At 44.9% G+C, this 18,885-nt stretch carries 13 protein-coding genes and 1 tRNA gene; 7 read left to right on the forward strand and 7 right to left on the reverse strand.

Annotation, left to right across the window (positions count from 1 at the left end; all coding sequences use genetic code 11):
• The first annotated feature begins 120 nt into the window (after positions 1–120).
• The 5 genes from sppA to WKT13_RS07655 all read left to right on the forward strand — a co-directional run bounded on the left by sppA (position 121) and on the right by WKT13_RS07655 (position 5,050).
• A complete protein-coding gene (sppA, locus tag WKT13_RS07635; RefSeq protein WP_340323445.1) occupies positions 121–1,893 on the forward strand; it encodes a signal peptide peptidase SppA in 1,773 nt (590 codons plus the stop codon).
• On the forward strand, positions 1,890–3,068 hold the full coding sequence (lpxK, locus tag WKT13_RS07640) for a tetraacyldisaccharide 4'-kinase (protein WP_340323446.1): 1,179 nt from the start codon (positions 1,890–1,892) through the stop codon (positions 3,066–3,068). Before sppA ends, lpxK begins: the two co-directional genes overlap by 4 nt.
• The gene (locus WKT13_RS07645; RefSeq protein ID WP_445323590.1) at positions 2,953–3,762 is read left to right on the forward strand and encodes a purine-nucleoside phosphorylase; all 810 of its coding nucleotides are present in this window, start codon (positions 2,953–2,955) and stop codon (positions 3,760–3,762) included. The genes lpxK and WKT13_RS07645 overlap by 116 nt, the downstream gene beginning before the upstream one ends.
• Positions 3,763–3,767: 5 nt before the next feature.
• Positions 3,768–4,835 carry a thiamine-phosphate kinase gene (gene thiL / locus WKT13_RS07650; RefSeq protein ID WP_340323447.1) on the forward strand — a complete coding sequence of 356 codons (1,068 nt, stop codon included), beginning with the start codon at positions 3,768–3,770 and terminating at the stop codon, positions 4,833–4,835.
• A 142-nt stretch (positions 4,836–4,977) separates the two neighbouring features.
• A tRNA-Phe gene (locus tag WKT13_RS07655) sits at positions 4,978–5,050 on the forward strand.
• 1,023 nt (positions 5,051–6,073) lie between these two features.
• Here WKT13_RS07655 and WKT13_RS07660 read toward each other — a convergent pair.
• From WKT13_RS07660 to WKT13_RS07670, 3 genes are all read right to left on the reverse strand, one after another.
• Positions 6,074–8,233, reverse strand: coding sequence for a glycoside hydrolase family 97 protein (locus WKT13_RS07660; protein WP_340323448.1), 2,160 nt, complete (start codon positions 8,231–8,233; stop codon positions 6,074–6,076).
• A gap of 304 nt (positions 8,234–8,537) precedes the next feature.
• A complete protein-coding gene (locus WKT13_RS07665; protein WP_340323449.1) occupies positions 8,538–9,338 on the reverse strand; it encodes a DUF6377 domain-containing protein in 801 nt (266 codons plus the stop codon).
• Between the two features lie 68 nt (positions 9,339–9,406).
• Positions 9,407–10,120, reverse strand: a complete 714-nt coding sequence (locus tag WKT13_RS07670) for a hypothetical protein (RefSeq protein WP_340323450.1) — start codon at positions 10,118–10,120, stop codon at positions 9,407–9,409.
• A 386-nt stretch (positions 10,121–10,506) separates the two neighbouring features.
• Here WKT13_RS07670 and WKT13_RS07675 point away from each other — a divergent pair, with 386 nt between their 5' ends.
• Positions 10,507–11,592 carry a linear amide C-N hydrolase gene (locus tag WKT13_RS07675; protein WP_445323591.1) on the forward strand — a complete coding sequence of 362 codons (1,086 nt, stop codon included), beginning with the start codon at positions 10,507–10,509 and terminating at the stop codon, positions 11,590–11,592.
• 178 nt (positions 11,593–11,770) lie between these two features.
• On the opposite strand, the gene tsaA is transcribed toward WKT13_RS07675, so the two are convergent.
• Complete coding sequence (tsaA, locus tag WKT13_RS07680; protein WP_340323451.1) at positions 11,771–12,448, reverse strand: tRNA (N6-threonylcarbamoyladenosine(37)-N6)-methyltransferase TrmO; 678 nt, start codon at positions 12,446–12,448, stop codon at positions 11,771–11,773.
• A 426-nt stretch (positions 12,449–12,874) separates the two neighbouring features.
• Between tsaA and WKT13_RS07685 the strand changes: the two genes are divergently transcribed.
• A complete protein-coding gene (locus WKT13_RS07685; RefSeq protein WP_340323452.1) occupies positions 12,875–13,360 on the forward strand; it encodes a pyridoxamine 5'-phosphate oxidase family protein in 486 nt (161 codons plus the stop codon).
• A 63-nt stretch (positions 13,361–13,423) separates the two neighbouring features.
• Here WKT13_RS07685 and WKT13_RS07690 read toward each other — a convergent pair whose 3' ends face one another.
• The 3 genes from WKT13_RS07690 to WKT13_RS07700 form a co-directional block, all read right to left on the reverse strand.
• Positions 13,424–14,959: a family 43 glycosylhydrolase gene (locus WKT13_RS07690; protein ID WP_340323453.1), complete on the reverse strand. Its 1,536-nt coding sequence runs from the start codon at positions 14,957–14,959 to the stop codon at positions 13,424–13,426.
• A 1,251-nt stretch (positions 14,960–16,210) separates the two neighbouring features.
• Positions 16,211–17,803 (reverse strand): hemin receptor, encoded by a 1,593-nt coding sequence (locus WKT13_RS07695; protein WP_298618351.1) that lies wholly within the window; start codon positions 17,801–17,803, stop codon positions 16,211–16,213.
• Positions 17,804–17,829: 26 nt separating this feature from the next.
• Positions 17,830–18,765 carry a hypothetical protein gene (locus WKT13_RS07700; protein WP_298618350.1) on the reverse strand — a complete coding sequence of 312 codons (936 nt, stop codon included), beginning with the start codon at positions 18,763–18,765 and terminating at the stop codon, positions 17,830–17,832.
• Positions 18,766–18,885: the final 120 nt, after the last annotated feature.

Below are 18,885 nucleotides of genomic sequence, written 5' to 3' on the forward strand. Positions count from 1 at the left end.
TTACATTAATAATAAAAAACAAATACACGAAAAATAGGACATCAAACGAACACTATTTTAATCAAAATACACTATCTTTGCATAAACATTATTTTATATACGCAATAATCCTAAATTTATATGAAAGGTTTCTTCAAACAAGTTCTTGCGACCATCGTCGGACTGATAGCCTTCGGAGCTATCGTAAGCATCATGGGAATAATGAGTGTCGTGGGCATGATTGCCTCTGGACAAGCCACCCAGAAAGTGAATGACAACTCTGTGCTGGTGCTCAATCTTTCGGGCGTCATAGAGGAACAGGGACAGGAGAACATCCTGGGCCAGCTCACAGGAAATACCGTGAACAATCTCGGACTCGACAATCTGCTGTCTGCCATTAAGAAAGCAAAGGACAACGACAATATAAAAGGCATATACATAGAGGCCGGAGTACTGCAGGCAGGATATGCCACAATGCAGGAAATACGCAACGCCCTGCTCGATTTCAAGAAAAAAGGAAAATGGATTGTGACCTACGCGGACACTTACTCACAGGGAACATATTACATTGCGACTGTCGCTGACAAGATATACCTCAATCCGAAAGGTATGATAGACTGGCACGGACTTGGCGCACAACCACAGTTCTACAAAGATCTGATGGCGAAGTTCGGCGTGAGGTATCAGGTCGTGAAAGTGGGAACCTACAAGAGCTTCACAGAAACCTACACCGAAGACAGAATGAGTGACGCCAACCGTACACAGGTATCGGCATACATCAACGGCACATGGAACAACATATGCAAGGCCGTGTCTGAAAGCAGAAATATTAGTACAGACTCGCTCAATGCATACGCCGACAGAATGATAACATTCGAACCTGCTGAGAACATTCTGAAATACAAGATGGTGGACGGACTGATATACGCCGACCAAGTGAAGGACGAGATAAAGAAAATACTCAAAATAGGAAAGGACAAGAAAATAAACCAGCTGGGACTTTCCGAAATAGCCAACGTCAAGGGCACTAAATCAACAGGCGAAGAAATTGCCGTATACTACGCATACGGAAGCATAGTACAGTCAGCCGGTGCATCACTGTTCTCACAGGGCCACAGCATCGTAGGACCGGACGTATGCAAGGACCTTGAAGACCTTATGAACGATGACAACGTGAAAGCCGTTGTCATCCGTATAAATTCCGGCGGAGGCGACGCCTATGCATCAGAACAGCTATGGCATCAGATGGTGGAACTGAAGAAAAAGAAACCGGTGGTTGTGTCGATGGGTGATTATGCCGCATCAGGCGCTTACTATATGAGCTGTCCGGCCAACTGGATAGTGGCACAGCCCAACACTCTGACCGGCAGCATCGGCATCTTTGCCGCCATTCCTGACATGAGCGGACTCATAACACAGAAACTCGGAGTGAAATTTGACGAGGTGAAGACCAACCGCAACAGTACGTTCGGTAACGTCATGGCGCGTCCGTTCAATGATGAAGAGCTTGGATATCTGCAAGGTTACGTAAACCGCGGCTATCAGTTGTTCCGCCAGCGTGTGGCCGATGGCAGACACCAGAAGACTGAAGACATCGAGAAAATCGCACAAGGAAGAGTGTGGCTCGGCAGCGACGCTCTGAAGATAAAACTCGTTGACCAGTTAGGAGGCCTCAACCAGGCTATTGAGAAAGCCGCATCACTCGCAAAGCTTAAGGAATATCATACAAAGAACTATCCTGCCGTACCAAGCTGGACAGAACAGTTCATGGCATCAGTAGGACGCAAGAGTTATCTTGACGAACAACTCCGACTCACACTGGGCGACCTCTACGAGCCTTTCATCATGCTCAGAAACATGAACGAAAGAGAAGTTCTGCAGGCACGTATTCCGTTTGTACTTAACATAAAATGAGAACAGAAGGGGATTTCATAAAGATAAACGAATGGTTGCTGCCACTTAGCTGGCTGTATGGTCTCGGGGTGAGATTCAGAAATCTGATGTTCGACATCGGAGTTCTGAAAAGCCGCTCGTATGACATCCCCGTCATATCCGTAGGCAACATAACAGTAGGTGGTTCCGGCAAGACTCCTCATGTGGAATATCTCATATCGCTTCTTAGCAACAGAGCGAAAGTGACAGTGCTGAGCCGCGGATATAAAAGAAAGAGCCACGGCTATGTGCTCGCAAAAGCCGGCACGACCATGCGCGATATCGGGGACGAGCCGTATCAGATGAAGAAAAAGTTCGGCAATATCCACATTGCCGTCGACAAGGACAGGCGTCACGGCATCGAGAGAATCATGTCAGACTCAGAGACAAAAGACACAGACGTGATTCTTCTTGACGATGCCTACCAACACAGATACGTGAAAGCCGGCTTAAACATTCTGCTTGTGGACTACCACCGTCTGATTATATATGACAAACTTCTGCCAGCCGGACGTTTGAGAGAACCACAGGAAGGAAAGTCGAGAGCCGACATTGTAATTGTAACAAAATGTCCAAAGGATCTCAAACCTATGGAATACCGTGTGCTTACAAGAGCCATGGGGCTTTATCCATACCAGAAACTGTTCTTCACATCAATAGAATACTGCAACCTGAAGACACTCTTCGGCAACAAGGAGACAGCTCTGTCGGAAATAGGAAAAGACACCAGCATATTGTTGCTCACAGGCATAGCCTCACCGCAACAGATAGTGATGGATCTTGAACCTTATTCTAAGAAAATCCATCCGCTGACGTTTGCCGATCATCATCAGTTCACATCGAAGGATATAGAGGAAATAAACAGTAAATTCAAAAGTCTTCCCCACCCGCGCATAATAATTACAACCGAAAAGGATGGAGCAAGACTTGAAGGTGCGGACGGACTGGACAAAGAAGCAAAAAACAATATTTTCGTCCTGCCGATAAGAATCAAATTCATGTCGGACGGAGAAAAGGCGTTCAACAATAAAATCATAAGCTATGTACGAAAAAATTCAAGAAACAGCACAATGGCTAAAAGAGCGAATGACAACAGCGCCGCAGACAGCCATAATTCTGGGCACAGGCCTGGGACAATTAGCTTCAGAAATAACTGACAGTTACGAGTTTCCATATCAAGAAATACCAAACTTTCCGGTCTCAACAGTCGAAGGACATGCCGGAAAACTGATATTCGGAAAACTGGGCAACAAGGACATCATGGCTATGGAAGGACGCTTCCATTACTATGAAGGCTATTCTATGAAGGAAGTAACATTCCCTATAAGAGTGATGTATGAACTCGGAATAAAGACTCTTTTCGTATCAAACGCGTCCGGAGGTATGAATCCGGAGTTCAAAATTGGCGATCTGATGATCATCACCGACCATATAAATTTCTTCCCGGAACATCCTCTGCGCGGAAAGAACTTCCCTACCGGTCCACGTTTCCCCGACATGCATGAGACATACGACCATGAACTCATAGCCAAGGCTGACGCCATTGCCGAAGAAAAAGGCATACGTGTGGTTCACGGTGTTTACATGGGCGTACAGGGACCGACATTCGAAACTCCTGCCGAATACAAGATGTACCACCGCATGGGAGCAGATGCCGTGGGCATGAGTACAGTTCCAGAGGTTATCGTGGCACATCATTGTGGCATCAGAACATTCGGTATCAGCATTATAACAGACCTTGGACTTGAGGACACACCGGTGGAGGTAAGCCATGAGGAAGTACAGGTGGCAGCAAACAAGGCACAGCCTCTGATGACTGAAATAATGAGAGAGATGATTAACAGGGCATAACAGACATGACTGAAATTTCAAAATTGGGCGAGTTCGGCCTTATCGACCATCTCACCAAAGACATTAAACTCAAGAATGAATCTACAAAGTACGGCGTGGGAGACGACTGCGCCGTACTACATTATCCCCAGACCGAAGTTCTCGTAACAACAGACATGCTGATGGAAGGTGTGCATTTCGACCTTACATACATCGACATGCAGCATCTGGGATACAAATCGGCAATGGTCAACATCAGCGATATATTCGCAATGAACGGCACACCACGCCAGATGGTTGTAAGTCTTGCACTGAGCAAACGCTTCTCCATTGAAGACGTGGAACAGTTCTACAGTGGTCTGCGCATGGCCTGCGACAAATGGGGTGTTGACGTTGTTGGCGGTGACACCACATCCTCTTACACAGGATTGGCTATAAGCATAACGTGCATAGGCGAATGTGACAAGAACGACATCGTATACCGCAACGGTGCAAAAGAGACCGATCTGATATGCGTCAGCGGAGATCTTGGCGCAGCATACATGGGACTTCAGCTTCTGGAACGTGAAAAGTCCGTATATTACCAGCAGGTGAATGAAGCCAAGAAAAAGGGTGACAAACGCGCGCTTGAAGAACTGGCACACTTCCAACCTGATTTCGCAGGAAAGGAATATCTGCTGCAACGTCAACTGCAACCGGAGGCACGTGGTGATATTCTTGCCCGACTGCGCGAAAACAACATTCATCCTACGGCCATGATGGACATAAGCGACGGACTCAGCAGTGAATTGATGCACATCTGCAAACAAAGCAACTGCGGATGCAGAATATACGAGAAGAACATCCCGATTGACTATCAGACTGCCGTAATGGCGGAGGAACTGAACATGAATGTCACAACCTGCGCACTGAACGGAGGCGAAGACTATGAACTGCTGTTCACTGTCCCTATAGGCGATCACGAAAAAATCGAAGCTATGGAAGGGGTGAAGCTTATCGGCCATATTACAAAGCCGGAACTCGGACAGATGCTTGTCACATACGACAATAATGAATTTGAGCTTAAAGCACAGGGATGGAATCCACTGAGATAATCCTCCCTGTGCATAGCACTGTTGTAATACAAAATCATGACTCAATCAGTAGAATATGAGTTTTTTACTAAAAAACAGCAAAAAAATTTTGTATTACAAATAATTTTTCTTACCTTTGCACCCGCAAATAAGCACTAACGATGGTGCCATAGCTCAGTTGGTAGAGCAAAGGACTGAAAATCCTTGTGTCACTGGTTCGATTCCCGTTGGCACCACAAACAAAAAGAGAGTTACTTTATAGTAGCTCTCTTTTTGTTTATTATTACCTAAAACCCCGCTTAACCACAACAAACAACAACTCTGTAGAAATTCAGTATACTTCAGTTTTCTATTCAAGAAATACACGACATGCCGAAAAACATCCGGTCAATGAAGAATAGTGTAAACTGTGACATACTTTTCAGCATGTAATAATAAATTCACTTTGCCACAACCGATAAATCATCACTCAGGACAAACGTGTGCTTTCTATGTTTTCTTCCACGTCTTATATCGACACTTTTAAAGAAAACTCGGACGGCGGACTTACAATTTTTCTTGACTTTATTTTGACAAAATAAAATCTCAAAAGAGAATTAAGGAAATGTAAATCCGACATTGGAAAAGCCCGTTCCGACCATACGGAATTGTCGGATATACCGTAATGGAATGCCGGATGATGCGTTTGGCATTCCAATAATGCCCGTTTTGGCCTCTGTTCACGCCTGTTTCAGGGTGTGATATTGTGCGTTTCAGACCCTGAAACGGGCTGTATCACATGCCGGAATGGTGCATATTGTAAGGCGGAGAAATAGTCCCCGAATGTAAGCCACTGATGTTCAATGCTTTGTGCAAGTCCGTCATATCTCGCATATTTGTGTCCGAAGGAAGGTCCGCATGCAAATACTCGCTTATTTTTGGGGTAGAACAGAAAACTCAGACGAAAAAACCACCGGATACTGAAAATCTGTAAGTGCCTAATATTATTTTCATTCAGACAGAAAAGACAACGCCGATTTGAGACTCTGAAGCAACAGTTTTTTTGAAACCTATCCCCTACCAAGTTATTACCGGACCAAAACAACATTATACAAACAATATTAGTATCAGATGTTTCAATTATTATGAAACGGCAAAAAAGCAAAACAAACAACACAATGCCGATGGATTTCATAAAAAACAAGTATCAACATATGGTATAAAAAACAATATGCCATGACAGATAAACTGCCATGGCATGTCTTCATACTCTGAAAATATCAGAGTTTCTTCAATCCCTTAACCTCCGAATTATCTTTCACTTCAAATATACTGATAGCATATCCTCCGCCCTCAACAGCGCGCAGTGTAAGCTTTGTCTTTGACGTCACAACACCTTTTGTTATGGTATATGACGCCGGATTAGTCTTATAATTGGCATCCTTGCCATCGGCATATATCGTAGCAATGTATTTCTTGCCTTTGTCAAGAAAATCAAGCGTTATCTTAGAAACATGTTCACGCTGTCCGGCAACAGAGCCAACAAACCAGTTTCCTGTACCTTTGGCCTTGCGTGCCACAGTGACATAGCTGCCCGGTTCAGCCTCAAGATAGCGTGAGTCGTCCCAATCAACGGCTACGTCTTTTATGAACTGGAATGCATCCATGTGCTTCTCATAGTTCTCAGGTAGGTCGGCTGCCATCTGCAGCGGACTGTACATCGTGCAGTAAAGTGCAAGCTGGTTGGCTATTGTGGAATTGACATGAGAATGATTGTTCGGATTGATCTTCTCTACATCCATCTCAAATATACCCGGGGTATAATCCATAGGTCCGCCTTTCAGACGTGTGAACGGCAATACTGCCACATGCATTGTCTTGCTTCCACCGAAAGCCTGATACTCTGTTCCGCGCGCCGACTCATTGCCGATAAGGTTAGGATATGTACGACAGAGGCCTGTAGGACGCACCGCCTCGTGGGCATTCACCATGATATGATGTTTTGCGGCTTCCTTGATAGCATAGAGATAATGATTGTTCATCCACTGTCCATAATGATGCTCGCCTTTCGGCAGGATATTTCCAACGTATCCACTCTTCACCGCATCATATCCGTACTTGTTCATAAGACTGTACGCAGCCTCCATGTGGCGTTCATAATTGCGTGATGAAGATGAAGTCTCATGATGCATCATCAGTTTCATGCCTTTTGAATGAGCATAATCATTAAGCATCTTGATGTCGAAATCAGGATAAGGAGTAACGAAATCAAATACATAATCCTTCTGATGACCAAACCAGTCTTCCCAACCTACGTTCCAGCCTTCGATAAGCAGCTGTGAGAAACCATGCTTTGATGCAAAATCAATGTACTTCTTCACATTCTCGTTGTTGGCAGAATGTGTTCCGTTCGGTTTCAACTGGGTGTAATCAACATCATCAAGATGAATGGAAGGCAGGTCGTTGGTGTAAGACCATGAACCCTTTCCGGTTATCATCTCCCACCATACACCCATGTATTTAACAGGATGTATCCACGACGTGTCTTCCAGTTTACATGGTTCATTAAGATTAAGAGTCAGCTTTGAAGCGAGAATTTCACGCGCATCATCCGAAACTTCAATTGTTCGCCAGGGCGATTTACAGGGAGTCTGCATGTCACCTTTTCCGATGCCTGTGGCATCAGGTGTCAGCCAGGACTCAAATATCATATTCTTGTCATCAAGGTTAAGACTCATACACGAATAGTCAACCAGCGCAGCCTCGTGAAGATTTATATATAGGCCGTCAGCTGTCTTCAGCTGCAACGAAGTCTGAACTCCGGTCTTTGAGAACGGTGTCTGCGACGAATTTGGTGTCACTGCGCCGTCATGGAGCGAACGTATCTCTGAGAGTTTTGATTCTGTATAGTCATACTCCTGCGTATCATAGTCACCTGGAATCCACCATGCCGTATGGTCACCGGTCATTGCAAACTGGGTATGTTCCTCTTTTATGGTGAAATAACTAAGGTTGTTCTGCTGCGGAAACTCGTAACGGAAGCCCACACCATCATCATAAACTCTGAACCTAATGTCCATGTATCTGTCTGTTTTGGGCTGCTTAAGATGTGCCACATATTCATTATAATGGTTTCTTATCTGGCTCACCTCTCCCCATACCGGTTTCCAAGTCTCATCGAAAGTAGCGGTTTCGGTATTCACAACTTCAAAACCATTCATAAGGCTTTCACCATACACCAGCTCCATACCAAGTCTGCTGTCTTTCACAACAGGACGTCCTTTGTAGCTTACATTATAAACAGGAACACCATTATCCACTCTGAACTCAACGCTGATATTCCCACCCGGAGATTTTACATTGTCTGCATTTGCCGTCGCCGAAGCCAATAAAAGACATGCTGCGATGGTCTTTACTTGTTTAAGGTAGTCTGTTCTCATTTTATGATATATTTTATTGTTAGTTATAATTTACAACTGTCATAAAAGCCAAAAGAATAAAGCCATTGTATGATTGTTTCCGTAACGCTGCAAAATTAAATAATAATTGTCTGCCTTGTACACTGATTTCAGGCAGAAAGTAGATAAAAAGGAGATTATACTTTTTATAAAGTACTATTAATCAATAGATTATAAAAAAGAGTCAGATACAAAAAAGTAGAGTATCTGAACAATCTTATCCTTATATAAAAGCTTATTGAAACGTATTTTCCGCAGGAAAAACACCACTGCAGGAAAACGCATGCTATGCGTTTTCCTCCTTACGTCCTATCCTCATCACTTCGCGGTCGAAACTGTCACGGTCACCCACTGCACCGTTGCGGAACTTCACCCTGTAATTATAAATTGTCGTAACGGAATAACGCAGGAAACCTGCAATCTTTGTACTGCTGCTTATTCCAAGTCTCATAAGGGCAAAAATACGAAGTTCGGTATTGAGTTTCTCACCCGGCTTCAGATGTACACGACACTCCGAAGAAAGCAGCCTGTTAAAGTCTTCGACAAAATCAGGAAACAGTTTCAGGAACGATTCGTCGAAATGAGCATAGAATTCCTTTAACTCGGCATCTATCAACGAAGATGTGCGTATCTCTCCCATAAGTTCCTTGGCACCGCCTTTCGCCGCCACCTTCTGCAAGTGCTTGCGATACTTGTCCATCTTCTCGATATAGAGCGAGCACTGGTCAATGTAGTGTGCGATATATTCTTCCTTTATACGCGAACTTTCACTTAGTTCACGGTTGAGCTCTTTCAGCCGCACATTAGCCTCCTGAGCCAGTCGGCGGGCTTCCTGTGCCTTTCTCATCTGTTTCCTTATGACACAAATCGCAACTACAAGGAAAAGCGAAAGTACAATGATAAAGACGAGCGAACAGACAATGATACGCTGCTGACGATCAAGTTTATGGTGATAGGCCTTGTTGATTATAGGAAACGTCTTCTGTACCTCATATATGCGCCACAACGAATTGCACGCCGCAGCATCGTCCATACAGCGTGTCATGTAAGTGTATGCACGATCGATGTCACCGTCATCATACAGCATTACAGCAAGTTTCCGCAGCGACGTATATTCGCGTATGCCGGACTTGAGGTCGCCTATTGCCGAAAGTATCAGATAGCGTCGTTCTCACGGTCACCTTTTCCGGCATAAGCCACGGCCAGCGTACAGTCAATAAGAGCCCGCTGATGCACATCGGTGAATTTTTGACGAGCCGCTTTCAATGCATTTATCACCGCATCGTAATCCCGTCTTACGTTGTTTTTGTCTGCCAGGACTATGATATGATTGAAAGTCTCAGGAGGATTGACCATCAATATAGAGTCACGATAACTGTCGGTGAGTTCCTCATAAAGTCTTTTTTCAGACGGATTACTGCAGTTGTCGGCCATAAAACCATACACCACCCTGTACACATGATAGTAATACTCCATCTGGTAAACATCCAGTCCGGCCTTGTCCACACTGCCTATATATTCGAGCGCTTCCTTATACATTCCCTGTATGCCGCTCATCTCGGCCAGATTCATACGGGCATCCCTTATATATGAATGATTGCCGATGCGTTGTGCAACCTTCATCTTTTCATTGGCAAAATAAAGCGCCGAGTCGATGTCGTAGGAATTGTACGCCTCACGCAGTCGTCCGGTCAGCCTGTAACGTTCCTCATCTGTGGCGGCATGCTCCAGTTCTTTTTTCAGACCTGCAATCTCATTCTTCCGCACATCTGCATACTTGCCGGCCTCTGCCAGTGCCACATCGAGCGTATCAAGCAAAGCACCGATATCCTGTGCACCAGCCGTAAGAACCGGAGCAAACACCAGCATTAGCAACAAAAGGCTGATCCTACATTTATAATATATATATGATATGCAGTTCATGGTCTGACTGATAAATACCGAACGAAACAAAGATAACACTTTTTCATTTTACTCACAAACGTTGAACGTCATTTTTTATGTCGCAAACACCGGTAAGCCCCCCACCAACAGACTGTATACCGTCTATATACGAATCATACAATCCTGCATCCGCATCCCATAAAAACAGTCGGCTGACACATTTAAACATGCATATATGATATCCCCGCGTGACATACTTTGTCTTTTAACAAACTTTACGTTGACATACATCATCTTTTCTGTATAAATATTATAACCAATCGATTATTATCGTATATTTGCGAAAGTATGAACTATATACATCAGAAGCAATGAAAAAGAGAATCTTAACAGTAATCATGACCATCGGCATGATTATTTCAGGGCATCAGCAGACAACAGCATGCACCGGCATAACCCTGAACGCCGGAGACAACGCACGCATTGTGGCCCGCACAATAGAATGGGGAGGCAGCGAACTTAACAGCAGATATGTCATTGTGCCACGCGGATACACGCAGCGCTCATATATTCCAGGATATACGCTCGACGGTATGTCATTCACCGCAAAATACGGATACGTGGGACTTTCTGTGGAACAGAAGGAATTCGTTGTCGAAGGACTGAATGAAGCAGGACTGTCGGCCGGCCTCTTCTATTTCCCTGGATACGGCCAGTATGAGGAATATGACGCCAGTCTAAAAGACTGTAGCATAACGGACTTTCAGCTCGTTTCGTACCTGCTCGGAAGCTGCAGCACCACCGACGAAGTGAAGGAAGCTGTGAAGAAAGTGCACGTCATAGCCATAGACCCACGCTCCTCAACCGTACACTGGCGCTTCGCAGACGCATCGGGCAGACAGATTGTGCTCGAGATAGTGAACGGTGAGGCTCGGTTCTACGACAACAAGTTGGGCGTACTGACCAACTCTCCCGGCTTCGAATGGCAGATGACAAATCTCAACAATTACGTAAATCTGTATTCCGGAACGGCAGAGGCTCACAAGTTCGGCGACGTGCAACTGGCTTCGTTCGGCGCCGGCAGCGGTCTTCTTGGCATCCCCGGCGACGTCACACCACCTTCGCGGTTTGTACGCGCTGCCTTCTTCCAGACCACAGCTCCCAAACAGGCCACAGCAGCCGGTACAGTAAGACAGGCTTTCCAGATACTCAATAACTTCGACATACCAGTAGGTATTGAGTTCCCGGCGGGAGAAGTACATGCCGACATACCGAGTGCCACACAGTGGACAACGGCGACCGACATGACCAACAAGGTGATATATTACCGCACGATGTATGACAGCTCCATAAGGAGCATCGACCTTAACAAAATCGACTTCACCAAGTGCAAATACTTCGACGCACCTCTCGACAAGACAAAAGAACAGCCATTTATACCGGTAAAGACACGCTGACATTAATAAGGGTCTCTTATATGAGACATGAAAAAACAGGTTCCATTTCGACAAAAGTCACGATGGAACCTGTTTTTTATTTTATAGGTTATTGCAAATACGCACCTACAACAGCAAAACACCGCTATCCTACCCCACGACGTCTTAAAAAGAAAGCGGCATTAGCCAGCATCACGCATCACAACCGCACTGCATCCAGTACTATAAGCCGGTCGCCGTCAACACGGAAATGGACATCGTAGCCGGCGAAAGGCATGCCGTAGGTCTTGTCGGGATCACTCTGATAGCGTGGCCGAGGATCTAGTTCAAGTACCTTGCACAACGACATCAATTCGTCCGGAGCGAATATACGCGCCACATCAGCAGGCATATCCACATGTAACCTGCGGTTAACACTCCTATCCACAAATCCGCAACGCACATTCTCATGACAATCGGCGTAGGCTACATAAGGCTTTATATCGTATATAGGAGTGCCGTCCATAAGATCGGCACCAAGCACTCTGACTACAGGACCGTCTGCGGTATCCATCTCTACTGACTCCACACGCACCGACGAAAGCCCGAGAGCATTGGGACGGAAAGGTGAACGCGAAGCAAAGACTCCCACTTTCTCGTTACCACCGAGCACGGGAGGCCTAACCACCGGGGCCGACGCCTTATGCGGATTGGCCGAAAACTCCCAGATGAGCCAGATATAGTCGAACTCATCAAGACCGCGCAACGCGTCGCGGTTTCTGTATTTCGGCACAAACACTATCTCGCCCCGCAGGCTCTCCACCAGTCCGCTCTGCTTGGGTATCCCGAATTTCGAAGAGAATGGCGAACGGAAATGGGCTATCGGTTCTATCTCCATATTATATTATTTATATTACAGTTCAAATATTTTCTGACGCATGGCACACACCACCGGTGTTTCTACTGTTACGTAATGCGCATTGCAAAGATAAACTAAAAGAAAACAGATGCAAAATAAAACCACGATGTTTTTGATTAACACATACAAGCAACGCCACTCTGTATGTACTACAAAAAATAACCGCAGACATGAGTATGAGCAACTGCATACAAAAATACAAAGTTAAAAAAGAGCTTATGCTCAGGAGTTTTATAATTTCAGAAACAGTCGTAGCAGCCGGAATGTATGTTTTAAATTGCAATATATCAACTATGGACTGCCATTTGTTAAAATCATCATACAGAGGCAATAAGCTGAATATGAACGCGTTTTCATTATGTCTGCAGTATGGCAGAACAAAACAAAAACACATTATAATATATTATGGAATATACCAACGAGGATGTACGCCGTCAGGATCGGCTGCTCGACGAGCCAAGAGCAAGAGAACTTATGTCCACGGCCGAGTATGGCGTATTGTCAATGGCCGATCCAACAGGTATGCCATACGGCATCCCACTCAATTTTGTATGGGACGGCAACGACTGTTTCTACGTACACTGTGCACCGGAAGGACGCAAACTGAGAATGATTTCAGAAAACAAAAACGTTTCGTTCTGCATTGTAGGAAATGTGGCACTGAAGCCTCAGCTGTTCACAACAGCATACGAGAGCGTGGTACTCAGCGGTGAAGCGTCAGTCGTGGATTCGGACGAAGAAAGGCGCGAAGCACTGCGGCTGCTCGTTAAGAAATTCTCGCCAGAGCACGAAGCACTCGGCGCGAAATATTCGGAAAAGAGTTTTCATCGCGTAGCCATACTGAAGATAAAGTTCAACAAGTTCAGCGGAAAATGCAAACAGGTGAAATAACAACCTGTATGTAAAAAACTCGCGGTCCGTGTTTACATATAATAAAAACACGGACCGCAGAAATTATTTGTCTGTCATTTTGAAGTCGTGGAATATTGCATCCGAAGCATTATGGCCCACATTGATAAGTCCAGGCTTATAGTGTGCCCTACGTACTGAGGCAAACACATCCACATCAACGTCTCCGGCCTGTTTCCATCTTCTGCCATCTGTACTGTAGAAGAAACGCAATGTTTTCAAATCGTCAACGCAGATCTTAAGCCAGATGTCGTTGCCTTCATATTTACCGGAATATAAATCACTGGCTTGTCCGTCTTTCAGTACACGTATGACAAGCTTTCCGCGTTCTATGCCGAATACAACCTGATTGGCTGCACTGCTCATATAGGTCAGTCCACATAGATTGTCTCCTCCGCACGTCATGTGTGTCTCATAATTATAATCGTCTGTCGACGGGCGACGACACAAAGTAGAACTATACTCGGCTGCATCTGGAGCGGCTGACGGCAACAGAAGAATTCCACCGGAAGGTACCGGCCGCTGACGGTGCGACTGTATTGCACCGGTCCATCCCGGATCAAGCCTTGATCCACTGAAATCATCATGAAAAACATTCTGCCTCTTGACATAAGTACCGAAAGGTGTATTCTGTTTTATCTTCGTTGTACGTCCTGTCTTGAACTGTACCCATCCGTCGTCTGTCAATACAAGTTCCTGCATCATGGGCTGTCGGCCAAGATAGAAGTCTGTACCCTTCATGAATGAATGGCAGATATAGAACATACGACCATCCGGAGTTTCTGTCATGGTGCCGTGACCACATGACTGCACGTCTTCTCCATCGCCTTTCAGTATCGGATTCTTCGAATATTTCTCATACGGACCAGTTATCTTTTTGGCACGCGCAACATACACTTCATAGTCGCTTCGCTCGCTACAGCAGTCGCGCGTAGAATAAAGCATATAATAATATCCGCCTTTTTTAAATAGGCACTGCCCTTCCATGCCAATCTCCTCAGTATCAACAAGCATGGTGAAAGGCTCACCTTCAAGACGCAGACCATCAGAGGAAAGACGGCTGCCCAATAGTTCTATAGGCCGGCCTCCGTCGAGTCCGTAGGCTTTCCATGTAACGTATAGCTGGCCGTTGTCGTCGTAAACAAATGCGTCGATGGCCTCATTGGTCCAGCGTACGAGTGGGCCATGATCTACGAAGGGTCCTTCCGGCGAATCAGCAACGGCCACACCTATACACGAAATGCCGTCGGCCTTGGCACGGGCCGTATAATAACAATAGTATTTCCCATTATGATGATAGAGTTCTGGTGCCCAGAAATCTCCCGAAGCCCATGATGGAGGTGTTTCAAAAATGGCACCTATCTGACTCCAATTCACCAGATCGGACGAACGGTATATGGGATAAACGGGAGTGGCATTGACTGACGTCCCGGCAAGATAATAGCTATCGTCGACACGGATGACCGACGGATCGGGCACATCCGACTTGATCACAGGATTGACGAAAGTGGCATGGCTTGCACATGACAATACGAGCGCACACATGATGCCGCCGGACATAAGACTTGTAAATCTGTTCATAATAACTTTTGTTTGTAGTAATGACATGATAGTAACGGTTTATCAACATTTATGTCACCGCACACTGATATGTTTTGCGCAAATAAAAGGCACACACAGTGTGACGGATTCAGAAAAAATGTTTGCACCCTTAAAATTACAAAAAATATCTGTCACAGCACACCCCTGCTATGTATTGAGAACAAAAAATGCGTGAAAATGGCGTTTTTTATAATATCTGCATGCTGTACAGACACTCAACAAGCGTGTATTTGACACAAAAAAGAAATAACGGATCTATGATTGTTTAAAGTCACAGCTGTCTCAACTTAAATGCAGTGGTATTGGAGGTAATAAAAAACTACGGTATCGGTCCTTTATAGGCTTTATTTACCTTCTGCAGAAAAAGAAGCCATCGAAGCAATTACAGATTTTCAGTATCATGCAATTTTTTCGTCTGAGTTTTCTATTCTACCCCTAAAAATAAGCGAGTATTTGCACGCGGATCTTCCTTTGGACGCAAATACGCGAGATATGACAGGACTGTGCAAAGTATTGAACACCAATGGCTTACCTTCGAAGACTATTTCTCCGCCTTACAATAAGCACCATTCCGGCATGTGATACAGACCATTTCAGGGCCTGAAACGCACAATATCACACCCTGATACAGGCGTAAACAGAGGCCCAAACGGGCATTATTGGAATGCCAAATGCATCATCCGGCATTCCACTACGGTGTATACGACAATGCCGTATGGTCGGAACGGGCTTTTTCTATGTCGGATTTACATTTCCCTAATTCTCTTTTGCGATTTTATTTTGTCAAAATAAAGTCAAGAAAAACTGTAAGTCCGCCGTCCGAGTTTTCTTTAAAAGTGTCGATATGGGGATGTGGAAGAAGACACTGAAAGCATGCTTCAGGCTTTAGAGGATGATTTATCGATTGTGGCAAAATGAATTTATTATTACATGTGGAAAGGTCAGTCACGGTTTATACCATTCAGTATTGACAGGAATTTTCCTTCATTACGTGATATCTCATGAATAAAACCTATCTCCACCGAGTTTCTACCGAATATAACAGATGGATTTACCAGAAAAGGAAACGGACAAAAAAAATACAACCACAGAATATAACGGAATGCGTCAGTAATATCCTGCGGCTGTATCATATGTATAAAATAATAAAACAAAACAACCGTCGTGAGTCACCGGACCAGACTGAAATAACGGTCGACTCAGACGGCTGTCATGTTTGTAAAAAGTATATCAGAATCTGTAACCAACGGTAACAAGCAGCTGGTTGCGCTTGTTGCTGACCTTCACGCCCTGTGCGATGTTGGCATATGACGCATCTTCATCAGCTGCAGGATAATAGTTCATGAACGGATAGAAATCACCGTCGGTCTGGCTGTAAGCATAAGCGAGATCGAAGTTCCATTTACCATGAGAATATCCGAAACCTGCAGTTATGCGGTTGGTTGCGTCCCAGTTGGTATAATCGGTCGCAGAACTGTAATACGATCCATACGAAGGAAGAGTTCCGTCTTTGAATCCGCTCTTGCTGTACATAGGCGAAACATAGTTGTAACCAAGTCTTACTGAGAATCCGGGAGCCACCTTGTACTCGGCACCGACTTTGAACGTGGACACACCTTTGAGGGTTTCACCGATATGATTGTTCATCACTTCGTCGTTTGAGCTTGTCTCGTAATAATCTCCCCAGTATGCGTCGTAATATCCGCCGTCGTTGATACGCATCTTCGAACTGCCGTAGTCGGCATATTCATATGTAGCACCGATGGCAAGATAGTTGCCCACTGTGTGGCCAAGGCTGACACCAAACTTCCACGGCGTGTAGAACTTGAAGTCATAGGATTCGCCTATCGAACCATCGTCATACATTCCGACAGGTGTACCGTTGGTCAATGTTGTATAGTTGTTTGTGTTGAGATCATACCACACCGGTGTGTGAACATATAGTCCGACACGGAAAGGCGAACTCTCAACAGGACGGAAAATGATACCGGCCTTCACGTCGAAACCTGTTCCTGTGATCTTTCTCGTATCATTGATTGTGACATCTCCGATAGCTGAACCGTTCTCATCGACCAGCGTCTCTGTATACATGCTCTCACCTTTATAATTCACATCATGCACACCGAAAGTAAAACCCCAATAGAAACGGTCATTTACATTACCGCTGATATTGAAATCATACTCGCCTATATAACCACTGTTGCCTCGGTTGAACATATATCCGTTGGCGTTGTTATAACGGAACACACCATCTGCATCCTGAAGCAGGGCGTTATAATAAAGATAGTCGAGCTGATTGTATGCAAGTGAATAATCATTTCCGTCGTAACCGACAAGTGCTCCTTCACCGTTCTCACCTATTTCAAAGATGCCTTCCTGCCCTTTGAGATAGGAGAGCTTGCTTTGTGAGGCATTCTCCAGACGTCCTGCGGCAGAGAGTATAAAATTGAAGTTCTTGCTCTTATGATAATTGAATCCGACGTTCACGATGGAATTACGGCCAAACCGTGTAGAATAAACAAGACCTATCTGGTCAAAGCTCATATTGGTCTTGTCTGCGTTACGGAATGACTTTGCATCATCCTGGGAAACAAGTCCGAAAGACGTGCTTACCGTACTTTTGCGGAAAAGACCTATACCTGCCGGGTTGGAACCCATTGTGGAGATATCGGCTCCCAAGGCTTCCATGGCACCACCCATTCCCACGTATCGTGCAGTTCCGTTAAGATCTTCATTTGCAAGTATCGCGTTTTCGTATGTCTCCTGTGCAGATACTGCTATAGGAGACAATGCGATCAGTCCTATAAATAATATCTTATTCATAATATTCCTTTCTTTGTTTATTTGTTTTATCTTCTACCTCCGAAGCTTCCACCGCCAGAACGGCCGCCGCCACCAAATGAACCGCCACCGAACGAGCCTCCGCCACGGCTGCCACCGAACGAACCTCTGTTAATAGATGGTGATGATGTTTGCGGACGTGATGCAGGGCGTGACACAGTGTTGGTATTGGTCGTACGACGCTGTCCACCGAATGTGTATCTGTTGTTTGTATTGCTGTTCGGACGACTTGTGCTGTTGTTGCGGTTTCCGAATGAACCCGATGTACTGCTTAAAGAACCGCGATATCCTGAGAAACCACTATTGCGTCGGCCTGACGAATGCCATGCTCCTGTAGAATGATTTGTTGTACCTGTCGGTCTGGAGTAGCTGTAATAATATGACGGCCGCCAACCGTACCATCCGTTCCATCCATAATAATATGGTGAGTACCACCCATGCCAATACCACGGTGAATAATATCCGTAAAACCATGGATCGTACCAATAATAATTATACCCCCACCAGTACGGACCTCTCCAATAAAAGCTGAAGTAAGGATCATACCATCCGTAGAATCCGTCGAAGCGTCCAAGGCAACGGCTGTATGCATAATCGAAATCTGAATCATCATAATATTGCTCAGAGCCCGGATATACGTACACCGTATCAGACATCTCCGATGTTCCATAAGTACCGTCTCCCTCATGGAATTCGATAATGTCATTTCCTAAAGAGTCGCTTCCTATCTTCTGATAATAACTTTTCACGCGTCCACGACGATTATACTCGTCGACATCACGATCGCTGCCACAATAGTACGTCGGTTGCTCTGACTCTTCCGGCGCCTTCACTATATCACTTTTCTGTGACTTTCCAGGAACATAATACATATCATCTTCCTGGGCCACAAGTGACAGCGGCATAGCTCCAACGAGAGCTAAAATAAATATTATTCGTTTCATTTTGCCTCCTTATATTTGTCAGTTAAACCTATTCTTTTTCACATTACAAAAATAATTATTTTATTCATTGTAGAATAAAGAAAAACCCTAAAATAAATAGGGAAATCCCTATTATTTATT

The sequence above is a fragment of the Prevotella sp. HCN-7019 genome (assembly GCF_037890215.1).
Classification (GTDB): Bacteria; Bacteroidota; Bacteroidia; order Bacteroidales; family Bacteroidaceae; genus Prevotella.